The sequence below is a fragment of the Pedobacter alluvionis genome (assembly GCF_003664035.1).
Classification (GTDB): Bacteria; Bacteroidota; Bacteroidia; order Sphingobacteriales; family Sphingobacteriaceae; genus Pedobacter; species Pedobacter alluvionis.
On sequence record NZ_RCCK01000010.1, the window covers coordinates 1,773,369 to 1,788,694 of the forward strand.

Consider the following 15,326-nt stretch of genomic DNA (forward strand, 5'->3'; position numbering starts at 1 on the left):
GGACGCTACAAAAAAAAAATAAAAAACATGGATTTACAATTAAAAGAAAAAGTTATTATCATCACTGGTGCTGCAAAGGGCATTGGTCGTAGTATTGCAGAAGTGTTTGCCAAAGAAAATGCAATTGCGGTAATCGTGGGTAGAAAAGCAGAAGACAATCAAAAAGTAGTTGATACAATAACTGCAAATGGAGGAAAAGCCGCGCAGTTTGTGGCTGAGTTATCCAACCCAGATGATTGTGAAACGGTGGTGAAAAACATTGTAGCTCAATTCGGAAGAATTGATGGTTTAGTGAATAACGCAGGTGTTAATGACGGTGTAGGTTTAGAAAGTGGAAATTATAAAGACTTTATGGCTTCATTACATAAAAATGTGGTGCATTATTATTTGATGGCACACCACGCGCTGCCAGAATTAATTAAAAGTAAAGGGGCAATTGTAAACATCACCTCTAAAACAGCAGAAACAGGACAAGGAAATACTTCAGCTTATGCTGCTGCTAATGGAGGTAGAAATGCCTTAACACGGGAATGGGCAGTAGAGTTGCTTAAATATGGAATCCGTGTAAATGCAGTTGTGGTTGCCGAATGCTGGACGCCCGCTTACGAAACCTGGATTGAAACTTTGGATGATGCTGAAGAAAAGCTAAAAGAAATCACTTCTAAAATTCCATTAGAAAACAGAATGACAACAGCTGAAGAAATTGCAAATATGACAGCTTTTTTAATGTCGAATAAATCAAGCCATACCACCGGACAGATTATTCACGTTGATGGTGGTTATGTGCATTTAGACAGAGCTTTGGCAAACGCTTAATCCACTTACAACGTCATTTCGAGCGGAGTGCAACGTAGTCGAGAACCCGAAGGCTCTGCGAAGCAAAATCTATCTAAGCAGATCTCTCCATTCCACTGCGCTTCAGTCGAGATGACGATTTTTCTTATTCAATCATTAAAATAAAAATGAAAACCCTTACCTGTACCACACCTGGAACCTTTGAATATTCAGAAACGGAAAAACCTGAACTAAAAAAAGACCATTCGATTATAAAAATTAAAAGAATTGGCATTTGCGGAACTGATTTACATGCCTTTGAAGGCACCCAACCTTTCTTTAATTACCCAAGAGTGTTAGGTCATGAGTTATCTGGCGAATTGGTTGAAGCCGATGGAGCAGATGGTTTTAAAATAGGAGAGGCCGTTACTTTTATCCCATATTTTAATTGTGGCGAATGTATTGCCTGCCGGATGAATAAACCCAACTGCTGTGTTAAAATGCAGGTTTGCGGGGTACATGTAGATGGCGGGATGCGCGAATATTTACAGGTTCCATCCAGAACACTTTTACACGGCGAAGGATTGAGTTATGATGAACTTGCTTTGGTTGAACCTTTAGCCATCGGCGCACACGGTGTTCGCAGGGCAGATGTTCAGCCAGGAGAATTTGTACTGGTTATCGGTGCGGGGCCAATTGGTTTAGGTACAATGGAATTCGCCAGAATTGCCGGAGCCAATGTAATCGCTTTAGATATTAACGAAGACCGTTTAGCATTCTGTAAAGATAAACTGAAGGTGGAATATATGGTTAATGCCCTTTCACCTGATGTAACGCAACAACTTAGTGATATTACCAATGGCGATATGCCAACAGTAGTAATTGATGCTACAGGTAATCAAAAAGCAATCAATAACGCTATAAATTATATGGCACATGGGGCAAGGTTTGTTTTAATCGGATTGCAAAAAGGAGATTTGATTTTTAATCACCCTGAGTTTCATAAGCGCGAATCGACATTAATGAGCAGCAGAAATGCCACCATTGAAGATTTTGAGCATGTGATAAAATCAATGAAAGCTGGTTTGGTTAATCCTACCAATTATATTACGCACCAGGTAAAGTTTGAAGAAGTAAAAGATGAGTTTGAAAGCTGGTTAGATCCAAAAAATGGGGTGATTAAAGCAATGGTTAGCATAGAATAACCCTCATGTTTATAATTAAAAGAGGAATTTTAGTGAATTGATAGTCGGTAGAATCGTCATTCCCAACTTGATTGGGAACCACGGAGTGCTCATGAATGCCTTTGAAACAAGAGAAACTTATGAATAATCTTAATGCAATAAGCTTTAAGATTCCCGCCTGCGCGGGAATGACGAACTTCTACTGAAATCTGTAAATGGTAAATGAACGACAAGCAGTTGAGAAATCTATTTTAGATCTCTCCATTTCGCTGCGCTTCATCCGATAGCTATCGGATCGAGATGACGACAGTTCTAGACAAATCTTAAATCGTCCTCGTTTGTAACGAGGATGCCCGGAAAAGGCGATTTTATCGCCCAAAGTAATTTTAATAGACATACTTTAAGATTTCCGAAGTTTCCATTTCACCAAGCCGTTAACACTTCGGAAGTGATAAAAAAAGGCCGGTAATCCTAAAATTACCGGCCTGAACATTGAGCGTTAGTTAATCAAAAACTATTTATAAAAAACTTCATTCCAATGCAATTCATTTCTGAATTGATTGATTTTGGTATCAGCACCAATGTTTACATATTCTAAACCCGCAATATTGGCAAAATCCAATAAATGCTCAGTGGTTAAATTCTGACTATAAGCGGTATGGTGTGCACCACCTGCATAAATCCACGCTGCACAACCCGTTTTCATATCAGGAAGTGGTTTCCACAATACACGGGCTACCGGTAAATTTGGTAAATCATGTTCAGCTTCTACAGCCTTTACTTCGTTCACTAACAGACGGAAACGGTTGCCCATATCAATCAAAGATGCATTTAAAGCATCACCACCGGCAACATTAAAAACCAAACGGGCAGGATCTGCCTTGCCACCAATGCCCAATGGATGAACTTCTAAACTGGCTTTTCCACTCGCTAAAGAAGCATCAACCTCAAGCATGTGTGAACCTAAAACCATCGAATTTGCCGGATCAAAGTGGTAAGTATAATCTTCCATAAATGCATTACCACCGGCTAAACCTGCACCCATTACCTTACATGCACGTACTAAAGCTGCTGTTTTCCAGTCACCTTCACCAGCGAAACCATAACCATCGGCCATTAAACGCTGTGCTGCTATCCCTGGCAACTGAATCATACCATGTAAATCTTCAAAAGTATCAGAGAAACCTTTAAAGCCACCATCAACCAAAAACTTACGTAAACCCAATTCAATTTTAGCTGCCTCGTAAACTGATGAGTGTCTTGCACCGCCAGCTTTTAAATCATCGGCCATTTCATAAGTAGCATCATATTCTTTCAGCAAAGTCTGAATATCATCTTCACTAATTCCATTAATTACTGCTACTAAATCACCTATGCCATAAGTATTTACTGCAAAACCAAATTTCATTTCAGCTTCTACCTTATCGCCATCTGTAACGGCCACATAACGCATATTATCACCAAAACGGGCAAATTTAGCGCCTTGCCAATCGTGCCAGCCTGCAGCAGCCCTGCACCAGGTATCGATCTGTTTAGCCACTTCTTCATCCTGCCAATGACCAACAACCACTTTACGATCTTTACGCATACGCGACACCATAAAACCGAATTCACGATCGCCATGTGCACTTTGGTTCAGGTTCATAAAATCCATATCAATGGTATTCCATGGAATGTCTCTGTTAAACTGTGTGTGTAAATGCAATAGCGGTTTTTGCAAAACATTCAACCCCCTGATCCACATTTTAGCCGGAGAGAAGGTATGCATCCAGGTAATTACCCCAATACAATTCTCATCAATATTGGCTTGTTGCAAGGTTTCGAAAATCTCTTCCGTTGTTTTTACAATCGGTTTGTACACAACCGAAACAGAAATACTTCCGTTCTGGTTTAACGAATCAGCCACTTGCCGTGCATGTTCTGCTACTTGTTTTAAGGTTTCTTCACCGTACAAATGTTGCGTACCCGTAATAAACCAAACTTGTAATTTTTTTAAATCAATCATTACTATCTATGTTATTTTTAATTTATTCAATTCCCCTCGGTATGTGTCCTCACAGACCGAAATGTTTTTCTCTTCCGTGGCCTATGTCCTCATAGAACATTATTCATATTCTTTTTTTGAAAAGCAAGGTTCCGTATTCATCGGTTACTGCAGTTCTGCTTTCCGTTTTATCCTCAATAGCAGTACAATTTTAGCCAACTAAACCCGACCGTAGCGAGATGCCGATTTTTTTCAATCGGCAGAAGCGGGGGCGGGACTGTTGTAACCTAAATGATGCTGCCATTGCTTTCCAAAGCAAATCGCTAAATATTTTAATCTATTGTTAATATTTAAAAAATTGTTTGGTGAGCCACCAAACATGGAATCAGCACCACTACAATTGCTTTCCTAATTCTTTAAACTTTTATGCCACTTTATCTCTGTATTCAAGACTGAAGACTTTAGACTCATGACTGTGGACTAATCTAACTCTGTCCATAATAAGCCCCGGCACCATGCTTCCGCTCATAATGTTTTTCAATCAGCGAATCTTTCAGCTTTGGGGCCTGCGGATTAATCTGCTCGGTTAATAAAGCCATTTGTGCTACAGTTTCCAAAACCGCGCTGTTATAAACTGCTTTATCGGCCGTTTTGCCCCAGGTAAATGGAGCGTGGTTACCCACTAAAATCATTTCGACTTCTTTATAACTCAGGCCTAAACTTTCAAAATGGTTCATAATCTGGAAACCGGTTTCGTACTCGTAGTTTCCTTTAATCATTTCATCAGCCATAGGTGGCGCACATGGAATATCAACAGTTAAATGGTCGGCATGTGTGGTTCCGAAAATTGGAATTGCCCTTTGTGCCTGTGCCCAGGCCGTACCATAGGTAGAATGTGTATGTACAATCCCCCCAATTTCTTTCCAGTGTTTATATAAAACCGCATGGGTTTTGGTATCTGATGAGGGGCGTAAATTGCCTTCAACTGTATTTCCGTCAAAATCTACAATGACCATTTTGTCCGGCGATAGATCTTCGTAAGGTACACCGCTTGGTTTAATCGCAAATACCCCTCTTGCACGGTCGGCAGCACTTACATTACCAAAGGTAAAAAGCACCAGTCCCAATTTAGGCAATTGCATATTGGCCTGGTAGGCCTGTTCTTTTATATCCTGATAGTTGCTCATGATAAATAAGGTTTTACATCTTTTTTATTGTATTTCTCCAGGTATCTGCCTAGTCCCAAATATTGTTGGTAATGCTGGCGGTAAAGTTTTTGCTTTTTAATATTTGGTTTATATTCTTTTTCAAAACCTGTTCCCATAGCTGCCATTGCTGCTTCAATATTCGGATAAACACCTGCTGCAACTGCAGCGAACATTGCCGCACCTAATGCACAGGTGTGTTCGAAACGGTGAATTCTGATTGGCATTTCCAATACATCGGCCATCATTTGCATGATATAGGCAGATTTTTTTGCTACCCCGCCAATGCCGATAATCCCTTTTACAGGTACACCTTGCTCTTTAAAGCGATCTACAATAGCTTTAGCACCAAAACAGGTGGCAGCAGCTAATGCACGGAAAAAGCGTGGTGCGTCAGTTCCTAAACCTAAACCGGTTATCGCACCTTTAAGTTCCTGGTTTGCATCCGGTGTTCTGCGACCGTTTAACCAGTCAATCGCGAGTTCTGCATAATCAGTATCTTCTAAAGCCTCAGCTTGTTTACTTAAATTGGCAATAATTTTAGCCTCCAGTTCTTCTTTTAAAGCAATTGCTGTAGCTTCATCTATTAGTGCCGATTCGGTCAATAAATGATTCAACGGCCAGCTGATTAAGTTCTTAAACCAGGCATAAACATCGCCAAAAGCAGATTGCCCCGCCTCTAAACCTGCCATTCCCGGAATTACTGAACCATTAACCTGTCCACAGATACCGTTAATCAATTTGCCATCTAAATCCTGGTTAGGTGCAACGAGGATATCGCAGGTACTTGTACCCATTACTTTACTCAGGTAGTAAGGCTCAATTTGTCCGCCTACCGCACCCATGTGCGCATCAAATGCGCCAACACCAACAACTACATCTGTACTTAAGCCCAGTTTAGTTGCCCATTCTTCGCTCAATGTTCCTGCAGCAATATCAGAAGTATAGGTATCGGTGAATAATTTATCTCTAAAGCCGGCTAAAAGCGGATCAAGACTACTAAAGAAATCTTCCGGAGGTAAACCGTTAAATTCTTCTGCCCAAAGTGCTTTATGCCCGGCAGCGCAACGACTGCGTTTCATTTCTGTGATATCATTTCCACCACAAAGTAAAAATGGAATCCAATCGCAGTGTTCTACCCAGGACGCTGCAGCTTTTTTAATACTTGAATCAACCCTTAAGATATATAACAATTTAGCCCAGAACCATTCTGAAGAATAAATGCCACCAACATATTTAAGGTAATTCGTAGTGAATTTTGTAGCATGCTCATTAATCTCGGCCGCTTCTTTAACTGATGTATGGTCTTTCCAAAGCACAAACATAGCATTTGGATTATCCTCAAAATCTTTGGTTAAAGCAAGGGGAGTACCTGTTGCATCAACAGCAACCGGGCTTGATCCGGTTGTATCAACCGAAATACCTTTTACCAGCTTTGCAATTTCTGCACCGCCGGCTTTTGCAAGGCAATCTTTTATGGTGTGGGTTAAACCTTCAATATAGTCTAATGGGTGCTGGCGGAACTGATTAACAGCGGGTTTACAATATAAACCTTTCTGCCATCTTGGATAAAGAAAAACAGATGATGCGATTTCTTTTCCGTTTGCGGTATCGACTAGAACAGACCGGACAGAATCTGACCCGTAATCTACTCCAATTACATAGTTTGCGTTGCTCATAACAATAAATAAATGTCTAATTAACGTTTATTTATTTGAATTTAAAAATTTAATTATTCTTTTCATTAAAAACATTAATTCTAGGAGAATAGCTTTACCATTTTTTATGGAATATCCGTCCCTTAAAAAGGCAGACGCCAGGGAAATCGCTTTTAACTTTTCTCTGATAATTCTTCCTCTTTCTGTGCATGTCTAAGCATTATGTTTGCCACGGAAGCACGAAAAACACGGAAAAACTTTAATCTCCTCAGTGATTTCTGTGCTTCCGTGGCTAATTAATTTTTGCAAATGTTTTAAGAGCAATTTCCCTGAGGTAGACGCTGAGCTGGCGTTACTCTTTTTTCAAAAGGGGATATAAAAACTTAAAAGAATTAGAAACCGCCTGATGCATGATTGTTGCATGATTCTCTTGTGGTAAATAATCGAAATAGACTTTAACAGTGTTGTTTTTAAAACCTTTTATCTTTTCGGCCAATACATTTGCATCCACCTCCATTACCCTGGGAATTTCGGTAGGCGTTAGTCCTTCTTTACCAACAGCAATGTAAACCGCGGTTTGCTGGTTAAAGGTACTTTCACTGATTTTCGAATCCTGATTGAGCAACGAACCATTGTTCCACCATAAGCTTGGACTAATAATAATGTATCGATTAAAAAGATCAGGCTTTTTGATTAAAATTTCGGAAGCCAGCAAACCTCCTAAAGATTGACCGATAATGGTTTTGTTTGTATTCGTTTTATATTTTGACTGAATATAAGGCTCAAGTTCTTTTTCAATAAAAGAAATAAATTTATCGGAATGGCCAGTTGTAGGATAGTTTTTCTTATCGCGCTCAATCGATGTAGGAAATGTAAAATCCCTTTTACGATCAACAGTTGCAATGCCAACTACAATAGATTTTGGAACCTGATTTACCCATTCGAAACTATTAAACTGTACAAGCCCTGCAATATGAATGAAATCTTCATCGGCAGAACCATCGAGCAAATAAATTACCGGATATCTGGTACTGTCGCTTTGATTATAACCTTCAGGAAGGTATATGTTCAGGATTCTTTTCTCTGCCAGTTCTCCCGATTGTATTTCATCTATTACGCCAAGCACAAAAGGTTTAGTGTTACTTGTGAGTTTCTTTTTTTTTGTTTGCCCAAAAGCCATTAGCTGGCAAAAAAACAATAGCGCAATTAAAAATATTTTATGGGGATGCTTTTGTAGTTTCATTAGATAGAAATCATGTTTGTTGAACAGATCTGCCGAAAATTAATGATTTCTTTGTATCTATTGACTAAAATGCGGCTAAAAATATCTTCTGGAAGCTAAATTCTCAGCCCAATCGGAACCAGGCACAGGATTTCCGCCACGAAAACCCAACCTTTGTTTAATAAACCTGATAGAGCAGGTTAGCCCGGAGCCCGATTTATGCATAGTCTATGTTGTTTTTATTGAGTGCTTGCTTGTTTCACAGGTTTCATCGGGGGAGGACTAACAGAGATAGCAGGACTGCCGTCCCAAAGAAAACCTGCCGTGCATTTTCAAAAAAACAATCGCTGCTCATACCTTTTTACAAATACCCAATATTTTTTCCCGGGCATTGCAATAATCTCGATTTAACTTTAGCTTGCGGGCATTAAAATTCAACCTGTTATTACATGGCCATTAATCTTCAAAAAGGACAACGCGAAAATTTAAGTGCTCCAAAATTTACCATCGGGCTGGGCTGGGATACCAACAGTGCTTCGAGCGGTTACGATTTCGATTTAGATGCCTCTGTATTTATGCTTGGCGAAAACCGGAAATTGATTGCTGATGAATATTTCGTGTTTTATAATAATTTAATTTCTCCGGATGGCGCCCTTACCCATACAGGCGATAATTTGACAGGAGAGGGAGATGGTGATGATGAAGCGATCCATGTTGATCTTACGGTTGTGAACCCTGCGATCAGCGAATTGTGCATTGTGGTAACCATTCATGATGCTTTGGCACGCAGGCAAAACTTCGGGCAGGTTAAAAACTCTTTCGTACGCATTGTAGACACCAATGGGGTAGAAATTATGAAATATGAACTGGAAGAAGATTTCTCTATTGAAACTGCTGTAGAGTTTGGCCGTATTTACCGTCGCAATGGAGAATGGCGTTTTGAAGCCGTAGGTGTAGGAATGAAAGGCGGACTTCAGGATTATGTAAATAAGTACCAGTAAATAAATAGGTTAACATTCCAGTCTCTGGAGGTTAGTGTACACTAGCGAAGCAGCATTAAATTAAAAAAGCGAATGACAATGCGCAAAAAAAAAACGCCTATATTTTCATATAATATACTACTGGTGCAACCTGCATCATGATTAACATTAACATTTGATGGCTTATTATCAGGAAAGCAATTGCAGTATTCCATAGTTTAATTTCTTCCTGCTCTACCTTCTGCCATGAAAAATGGCATTCGTTCGATCAGGTTTAGTTGAGTCATTTTCTGCTACTATGTCGGCTTTCTGTGCCACAAGCCTAAGTTCATAGCACTGATCGAGGCAGCATCCCCGATTTTTCATCGGGATAAAGCAGAGCAGGATATATCAGATAAGCCAACACGAAATATTCCTTTATATTTTACCGCAACATCAGGGCCCCATATCAACTTATTCTTCAGGAATATGTACAGGAAAAAGTAAAAAATTACAAGCCCTGACAAACGGTTGTCATGAGCAGCCGATACCTTCGTTGCACAATTAAAATAATTAGCAATGAATTTAATATCCACCCGCATTATTACGGCCCAGATTGAAACTCTCATCAATTTTTACGAACAGGTAACAGGTTTAAAAGCCACCAGATACACGCCTGATTTTGCCGAGTTAAAAACCCCAGGCGCAACCCTGGCCATTGGGAGCATACGCACTTTACAATTTTTTGGTGGCGACAGTGTTGCCCAACCTGCACAAAACTGTAGCATGATTATCGAATTCAGGGTTGATGATGTGCAGCAGCGTTTCGAACAATTAGCGGTTTCCTTAAAAAGCGCAATCGTACAGGAACCTACCATTATGCCCTGGGGCAATCAATCTTTATTATTAAGAGATCCTGATGGCAATCTGGTGAATCTTTTTACTCCGGTAACGCCCGAAGCTATAGAAAAGTTTAAGGGTAATTAAACCAGATATGATCTGCCGACTATTTACAGGTTAAATGATATTTTTACGGGAAATAAAAAGGGGCTGCCCGATCATTTTCGAACAGCCCTTTGTTTTTTTTAAAATTCCTGACCTGATAATATTATTATGTTAAAACGGATACGAATAGAGTGTAGGGCTACTTTTAGTATCTTTTGCAACACTGTAACTGCCATATCCATAACCAAGATTGCGGTTTGTCAGGTTATATACAATAAAATCGAAAGTCATATCCGAAGGCACTCTAAACGATACAAATCCGTTAGCGTCCGTTACCCCTTTAAGGGTTGAGGAATTAACCACATCAAAAATATTACCCGAATTAAGTTTAATGTCATTAACGGGATAAGCAACCACTCCCATGTTTTTTAAGGGAGTTCTGTAGTCGTTTCTGGAGATCAGTGTAAGGTTTAGAAAGCCTGAAAAATCAGAAACTTTAGTGCTCTTTTTTTTATCTGTATCGGCAACAACCTGAATAAATTCATTGGTACGGTACCTCAATTTATTGACAATTACAGTGTCTGCAATTACAAAGTAATTTTTAGGTAAAAGGTCAGAGAAATAAGCTACGCCGTCCTGATCTGTAGTTATTGTACTAATTAATGCATTTGGAGCCGGGAAACCTGGATTTAAACTCACTTGTTCATCATATAAGGAAACTTTAATACCAGCTAAACCTTTCCCTGCATCATCTACAAGTTTATAACTCAATTTGCCAGAATTTACCCCATCAACTAATTTAACGTTGGTAATCTTCTTACAGGAGAGTGCTAAAATAAACAGCCCGAACAGGACCATAATTTTACATTTCATATGCTATAAAATAAGCGCGTTTGCGATCAAACTATTGTTGATAGATATTCATTAAATAGTTAACCGTAGCATCTTTTTGTACCGATACGCTATTATTATAATTGTAAGAAGCATTGGTAACCGTATTATAAAGATACACGGAGTACTGCTTATTCGAAGGGATTTTGAACGTGATCAAACCCGTATCGTTGGTAACTCCCGAAAAATCGGCAACTTTTAAATTGGCAGCGGTAGTTGACGCATAATTGAATTTATTTGACGGGATTATAATCACACCTATGTTTTTTAAAGGCTGATTATTATTGTAAGATCTAACTGTAAGCGCAAATGTTCCTGAATAATCGGTTACTTTTGTTTCCTTAGCCTTAACAGCACCAGTACGCACCTGAACATACTCCTGAACCAGATAAGCTACGTTATTAACTTTCGCAGAATCGGCAACAAGCATGTAATTGTTTGGATTAAGGTCTCCAAAGTCAGCCAAACCGTTCGGGTCTGTTAAACGGGTTTCTAACAGGATATTGTAGTTTGAATAATAAGTATCGGTGCGGTCAAATAAAGATACTTTTACATTTGCCAATCCTTTGCCGGCATCGTCAGTTAGCCTATAGGTAAGTTTTCCGCTGGTTGAAAGTGTCACATCAACATTGGTAGTTTTTTTGCAGGCGGCGAAAGCTGCAACTAGAAGAATTAAGAGGGTTAATTTTGATTTCATATACATATTTATTTTGGGCGCAAATATAGAATAATGATTGAGTACTCATTAACTATTTTTATTAAATTATTGACATCATAAATAGCGGTTTGATAATCAGTGGAGTTAGAAGATTATGTGTAAAATTAAATGCTCAATTTAAGAGCCTGTTTAAATTTTATTCAATTACATTACTTCTACTAGCTTCTCACAAGAGCGAAGTCGATTGCTTCTCTTAACTACAAAAAATTGTCTTCGACTACGCTCAGACTGGCATACGAAATAAATTTTACTTAATCTTAAACAGGCTCTAAATGAAATGCGTCTCCATTCTTAGATAAAATATAAAATTATCAGTTAAACAGGAGGCAATCTTTGGGCAACCTTTGCCGGAATATCAAGACAGGGTTGAAATAATACTATAAGTACACTAGATATTTCCAGGCAAAATCGATGTTTGGACGTAGATAATGAATGTGCCATTAATAACCTAAAGCATTCATTTTTAAGTTAAATGTATTAATGTATTTTTTGTTGAAAAATTACCTGTCAAGCCATTTTTTAAATTCGGATACCTTGTTTTTACTGATCAATATTGTTTCATCGGGCTCTGGTGCGACCACAATTTTCAGTTGGTTTTTGCCATAGATATAAATGGTTTTGATAGCGTTAAGACTAATAATAAACTGCCTGTTTGCACGGTAAAAGGTATCTCCGTCAAGCTGTTTCATTAACTCATCAAGGCTCAACGCAGTAGTATAGCTTTTGCCATTGTGCGTAATGATATTAACAGCAGCACCATCGAAAAAGAAAAAGGCTATCTCAGTGATATCAAGGTGGATCAGTTCGTCTTTTAAATAGGTAATCATCCTTTTTCGGGCAGTTTCCTTATCTGGATTTAGCGAAACTACAGCATTTTCCTGTTGCAATCTGGCCAGTTGTTCATTTAAGCTGGCCAAAGTGTTCACTTTTTCATTTAAGGTACTGATCTCTAATGAAACCGATTTTTCATACCGGCCATAAATCTGCCTGATCAGCATTAAACAGCTCCCGATGATAATGACCGCAGTGGTTAAAAAACAAATGATAAACTGTGTGTAGAGACCCGATAGTTTAGCCTGTAGTACTTCGATATTAGCATGTGCCGCCACGATCCAGTCGCTGCCCTTTACCGGATAAATATTTACGATTTCTGAACTCCTGTTTTTCGCTTCCGGAAAACTCCGCGTACCACCCAGGTTTTTCTGTTGCGCAATGGCTTCATTAAAAGGTATTGATCCATTTCGGGACTGAAGCATAGAATTGTCCTCCGCTATTTTCTGGCCGATGAGTGCCGGATTGGGGTGGCAAAGTTCGATTCCGTTTTTATCATACATACAGATAAACTCGCCCTGGGTATCGGTATTTTCTATGCTTTGCTGCAGGTTGCGGATCACCTTTTGCTGCGCAAGTCCGCTTTGCAGCTGCTGTTCAAGCAAGCGTCCAATTTCCCTGCTTTCCCTTGCACCCGATTCCAGTTTGCTGGCCCATAACTTTTCGGCAGCACTGTTATAAAGGTAACGGAAAGAAAGGTAACTGATCAGTGTTACCATAATGCTTACGGTAAGAAAAAGTAGCAGGTGTAATCGTCCTTTTAACATAGGGGTTAGTTAAAAATCGCCAGAATAATTTATTCGATTTTAGAGGTCAAGGTCTTAAAAAGATCGGACTATTCAAAGCGGTTTATTCGCCTTTAAGGCTAAATTTATCCCTCTCATAGGATTGTAATAGTGTATTGGGTGCTTTGAAGGCTAATTTTGATCAGATTAAAAAAATAATCCATGAAACTCAAATTCAAAATCGTAATCGGCATCCTCAGCCTGGTATTGCTGGCGCAGCTGATCAGGCCAGAGGAATTACATTCAGCAAAAGCACAGCAAGTTAAAAGGCTTGCAGGTGTACCGGAAGAAGTGGCAAAGGTATTGGAAACGTCCTGTTTCGATTGCCACTCTTCCCAAACCAGCTGGCTTTGGTTTGACCGGCTCACGCCTGTTAATTTTTTGGTGGCTTCGCACATCCGTGACGGCAGAAAAGCGCTCGATTTTTCACAGTGGGATTCGCTCGCTACCCCAAAACGTAATGCCATGTTGTATTTCGCCTTAAACGGAATGCTTTCAAAAGAAATGCCTTTAAGCAGTTATACAGCACTGCATCCTGCGGCAAAGTTAGATCAGAACGATATCGATCTGCTAAGGGCTTATCTGTTAAATACTGCCTTAAGTAAACCTGCCAGTACAAAAAGCAATTCGAAGGGAGCAGCGCAATCATCTGTTATGGAAGTGAAAAGATCGCCAAACGGAATTGCTTATCTGCCCAATTACCGCAACTGGAAAGCAATAAGTACTACGGAGCGTTTCGACAATGGCACCATCCGCATCATTTTTGGCAACCCGGTAGCGGTTAAAGCCATACATGAGGGTAAAACAAACCCATGGCCGGATGGAACCATTTTTGCCAAAACCGCATGGAAACAGGAGCAAGGCAAAGACGGAAGTGTTTATGCTGGCCAATTTGTTCAGGTGGAGTTTATGATTAAAGATGTTAAGCAGTATGCCGGTACAAAAGGCTGGGGCTGGGCGCGGTGGAAAGGGGAAAACCTTTTGCCTTATGGTAAAACGGTGAAATTTGATTCAGAATGTATCAGTTGCCACAGGCCAGAACGTGATCACGATTATGTATTTACCACACCGTTTGATATTAAGGACTTAAACAAAAAATAAGATGAGATTAATATTCACCGCAGGGCTATTTGCCCTTATGATATTGTTGATGACGGGCTGTAAGCCAAATTCCGTTGATCGGATCAATACTGGAGCTTCGATAACGAGCATTTCCAGACTTCCTGAAAATCCTTTGGAGATGATACCGATGGCCGTTAGCTTGCAGCCACAAAGAAAAACTATGTCGACGCTTTATGGCAACGGCATTGCCGCAAAACGTTTAAAGGATGATGCAGATTATGCTGCCGGTTCGGTACTTTACCTGGTTACCTGGAAAGGAAAAGCTGATCCGGATTGGTTTGGTGCCCGTATTCCGGATCGGGTAATGGCCATCGAAAGTGTTTATTTCGATCAGAATGGACAAAAAAGCTACACTTTTTTTAAAGGACCGGCCTGGAATTCTGGTTTAGACCTGAAAAAGGAGGAAAGGCTGTCCATCATTCTTTCCATACCAGTTGCCAAATCGCCTTAATATTTCATTGTAGATATGATGTATGGAGATTTTAGTTGCTGGTTACTCTTTCGGCTATATGCTTTAGCGTAACTATGGTCTTTTTGAGAAATGTAATAATCACACTACAGAAACCATAATTTTAGTATATTAGGATAATCAAGAGGGATGATCACCCAAATCAATCAATCTGATTAAAAAACTCCAAAAAGAATATTCCAATTCCACCTTCACGCCACATTTACCCCACGTTTAGGCCGCCTTCCGGCCAGGTCTGCTTCGTACCTGCTTGCACACTGCTTCACACTTACTTCGGTTGAGTTGTAGTCCTGGTGTAGATTCGGTAGGTCAAAGATTTGCGTCACTTTAGATTGGTGGGTTAACTATGGCTAAATAACAGGTAAGAAGAAAGTAAGCCTAAGGTTTTGTTGGTGTATAGCTGTGTCGGAGCAGCCGGGTAAAAAGGGCAATAAACGGCTGTTATGGATTTTAGCATAGCGATCTTTTTAAATAAAAAATCCGCCGAGGCGTTGGAAAAAGCCTATGCGGAAGAAGTTGCCAGAGAAACGGCTGAAGAGGCGAAGCAAGCCAGAAAGCGGCTGCATTCGCTGAAAAAGA

13 protein-coding genes are annotated in these 15,326 nt (G+C 39.7%); 6 read left to right on the top strand and 7 right to left on the bottom strand.

Translation table 11 applies throughout. The annotated features are described in order from the left end of the window. The first annotated feature begins 27 nt into the window (after positions 1-27). Both BCL90_RS07745 and BCL90_RS07750 read left to right on the top strand, forming a co-directional pair. A complete protein-coding gene (locus BCL90_RS07745; protein ID WP_121283486.1) occupies positions 28-816 on the top strand; it encodes an SDR family oxidoreductase in 789 nt (262 codons plus the stop codon). Positions 817-962: 146 nt separating this feature from the next. After that, a complete protein-coding gene (locus BCL90_RS07750; RefSeq protein ID WP_121283389.1) occupies positions 963-1,979 on the top strand; it encodes a zinc-binding alcohol dehydrogenase family protein in 1,017 nt (338 codons plus the stop codon). A 493-nt stretch (positions 1,980-2,472) separates the two neighbouring features. Here the strand turns inward: BCL90_RS07750 and araA are convergent, their stop codons facing one another. The 4 genes from araA to BCL90_RS07770 form a co-directional block, all read right to left on the bottom strand. Further along, positions 2,473-3,963, bottom strand: coding sequence for an L-arabinose isomerase (araA, locus tag BCL90_RS07755; RefSeq protein ID WP_121283390.1), 1,491 nt, complete (start codon positions 3,961-3,963; stop codon positions 2,473-2,475). Positions 3,964-4,427: 464 nt separating this feature from the next. Further along, on the bottom strand, positions 4,428-5,129 hold the full coding sequence (locus BCL90_RS07760; RefSeq protein ID WP_121283391.1) for an L-ribulose-5-phosphate 4-epimerase: 702 nt from the start codon (positions 5,127-5,129) through the stop codon (positions 4,428-4,430). Then, positions 5,126-6,826 (bottom strand): ribulokinase, encoded by a 1,701-nt coding sequence (locus BCL90_RS07765; protein ID WP_121283392.1) that lies wholly within the window; start codon positions 6,824-6,826, stop codon positions 5,126-5,128. The genes BCL90_RS07760 and BCL90_RS07765 overlap by 4 nt, the downstream gene beginning before the upstream one ends. Positions 6,827-7,157: 331 nt before the next feature. Next, entirely contained in the window at positions 7,158-8,048 is an 891-nt protein-coding gene (locus BCL90_RS07770; protein WP_244095074.1) for an alpha/beta hydrolase, read from the bottom strand. 428 nt (positions 8,049-8,476) lie between these two features. Between BCL90_RS07770 and BCL90_RS07775 the strand changes: the two genes are divergently transcribed. Next, on the top strand, positions 8,477-9,028 hold the full coding sequence (locus tag BCL90_RS07775; protein WP_121283394.1) for a TerD family protein: 552 nt from the start codon (positions 8,477-8,479) through the stop codon (positions 9,026-9,028). A gap of 537 nt (positions 9,029-9,565) precedes the next feature. Beyond that, positions 9,566-9,973: a VOC family protein gene (locus BCL90_RS07780; RefSeq protein ID WP_121283395.1), complete on the top strand. Its 408-nt coding sequence runs from the start codon at positions 9,566-9,568 to the stop codon at positions 9,971-9,973. A 129-nt stretch (positions 9,974-10,102) separates the two neighbouring features. Here the strand turns inward: BCL90_RS07780 and BCL90_RS07785 are convergent, their stop codons facing one another. From BCL90_RS07785 to BCL90_RS07795, 3 genes are all read right to left on the bottom strand, one after another. Then, complete coding sequence (locus BCL90_RS07785) at positions 10,103-10,804, bottom strand: SpaA isopeptide-forming pilin-related protein (RefSeq protein WP_134380614.1); 702 nt, start codon at positions 10,802-10,804, stop codon at positions 10,103-10,105. A gap of 31 nt (positions 10,805-10,835) precedes the next feature. Beyond that, positions 10,836-11,519, bottom strand: coding sequence for a hypothetical protein (locus BCL90_RS07790; RefSeq protein ID WP_121283397.1), 684 nt, complete (start codon positions 11,517-11,519; stop codon positions 10,836-10,838). A 521-nt stretch (positions 11,520-12,040) separates the two neighbouring features. Then, entirely contained in the window at positions 12,041-13,138 is a 1,098-nt protein-coding gene (locus BCL90_RS07795) for a LytTR family transcriptional regulator DNA-binding domain-containing protein (RefSeq protein WP_121283398.1), read from the bottom strand. Positions 13,139-13,318: 180 nt separating this feature from the next. Here BCL90_RS07795 and BCL90_RS07800 point away from each other — a divergent pair, with 180 nt between their 5' ends. Then, positions 13,319-14,257: a cytochrome P460 family protein gene (locus BCL90_RS07800; RefSeq protein ID WP_121283399.1), complete on the top strand. Its 939-nt coding sequence runs from the start codon at positions 13,319-13,321 to the stop codon at positions 14,255-14,257. 1 nt (position 14,258) lies between these two features. After that, positions 14,259-14,729, top strand: a complete 471-nt coding sequence (locus tag BCL90_RS07805) for a hypothetical protein (protein WP_134380617.1) — start codon at positions 14,259-14,261, stop codon at positions 14,727-14,729. Positions 14,730-15,326 lie beyond the last annotated feature (597 nt).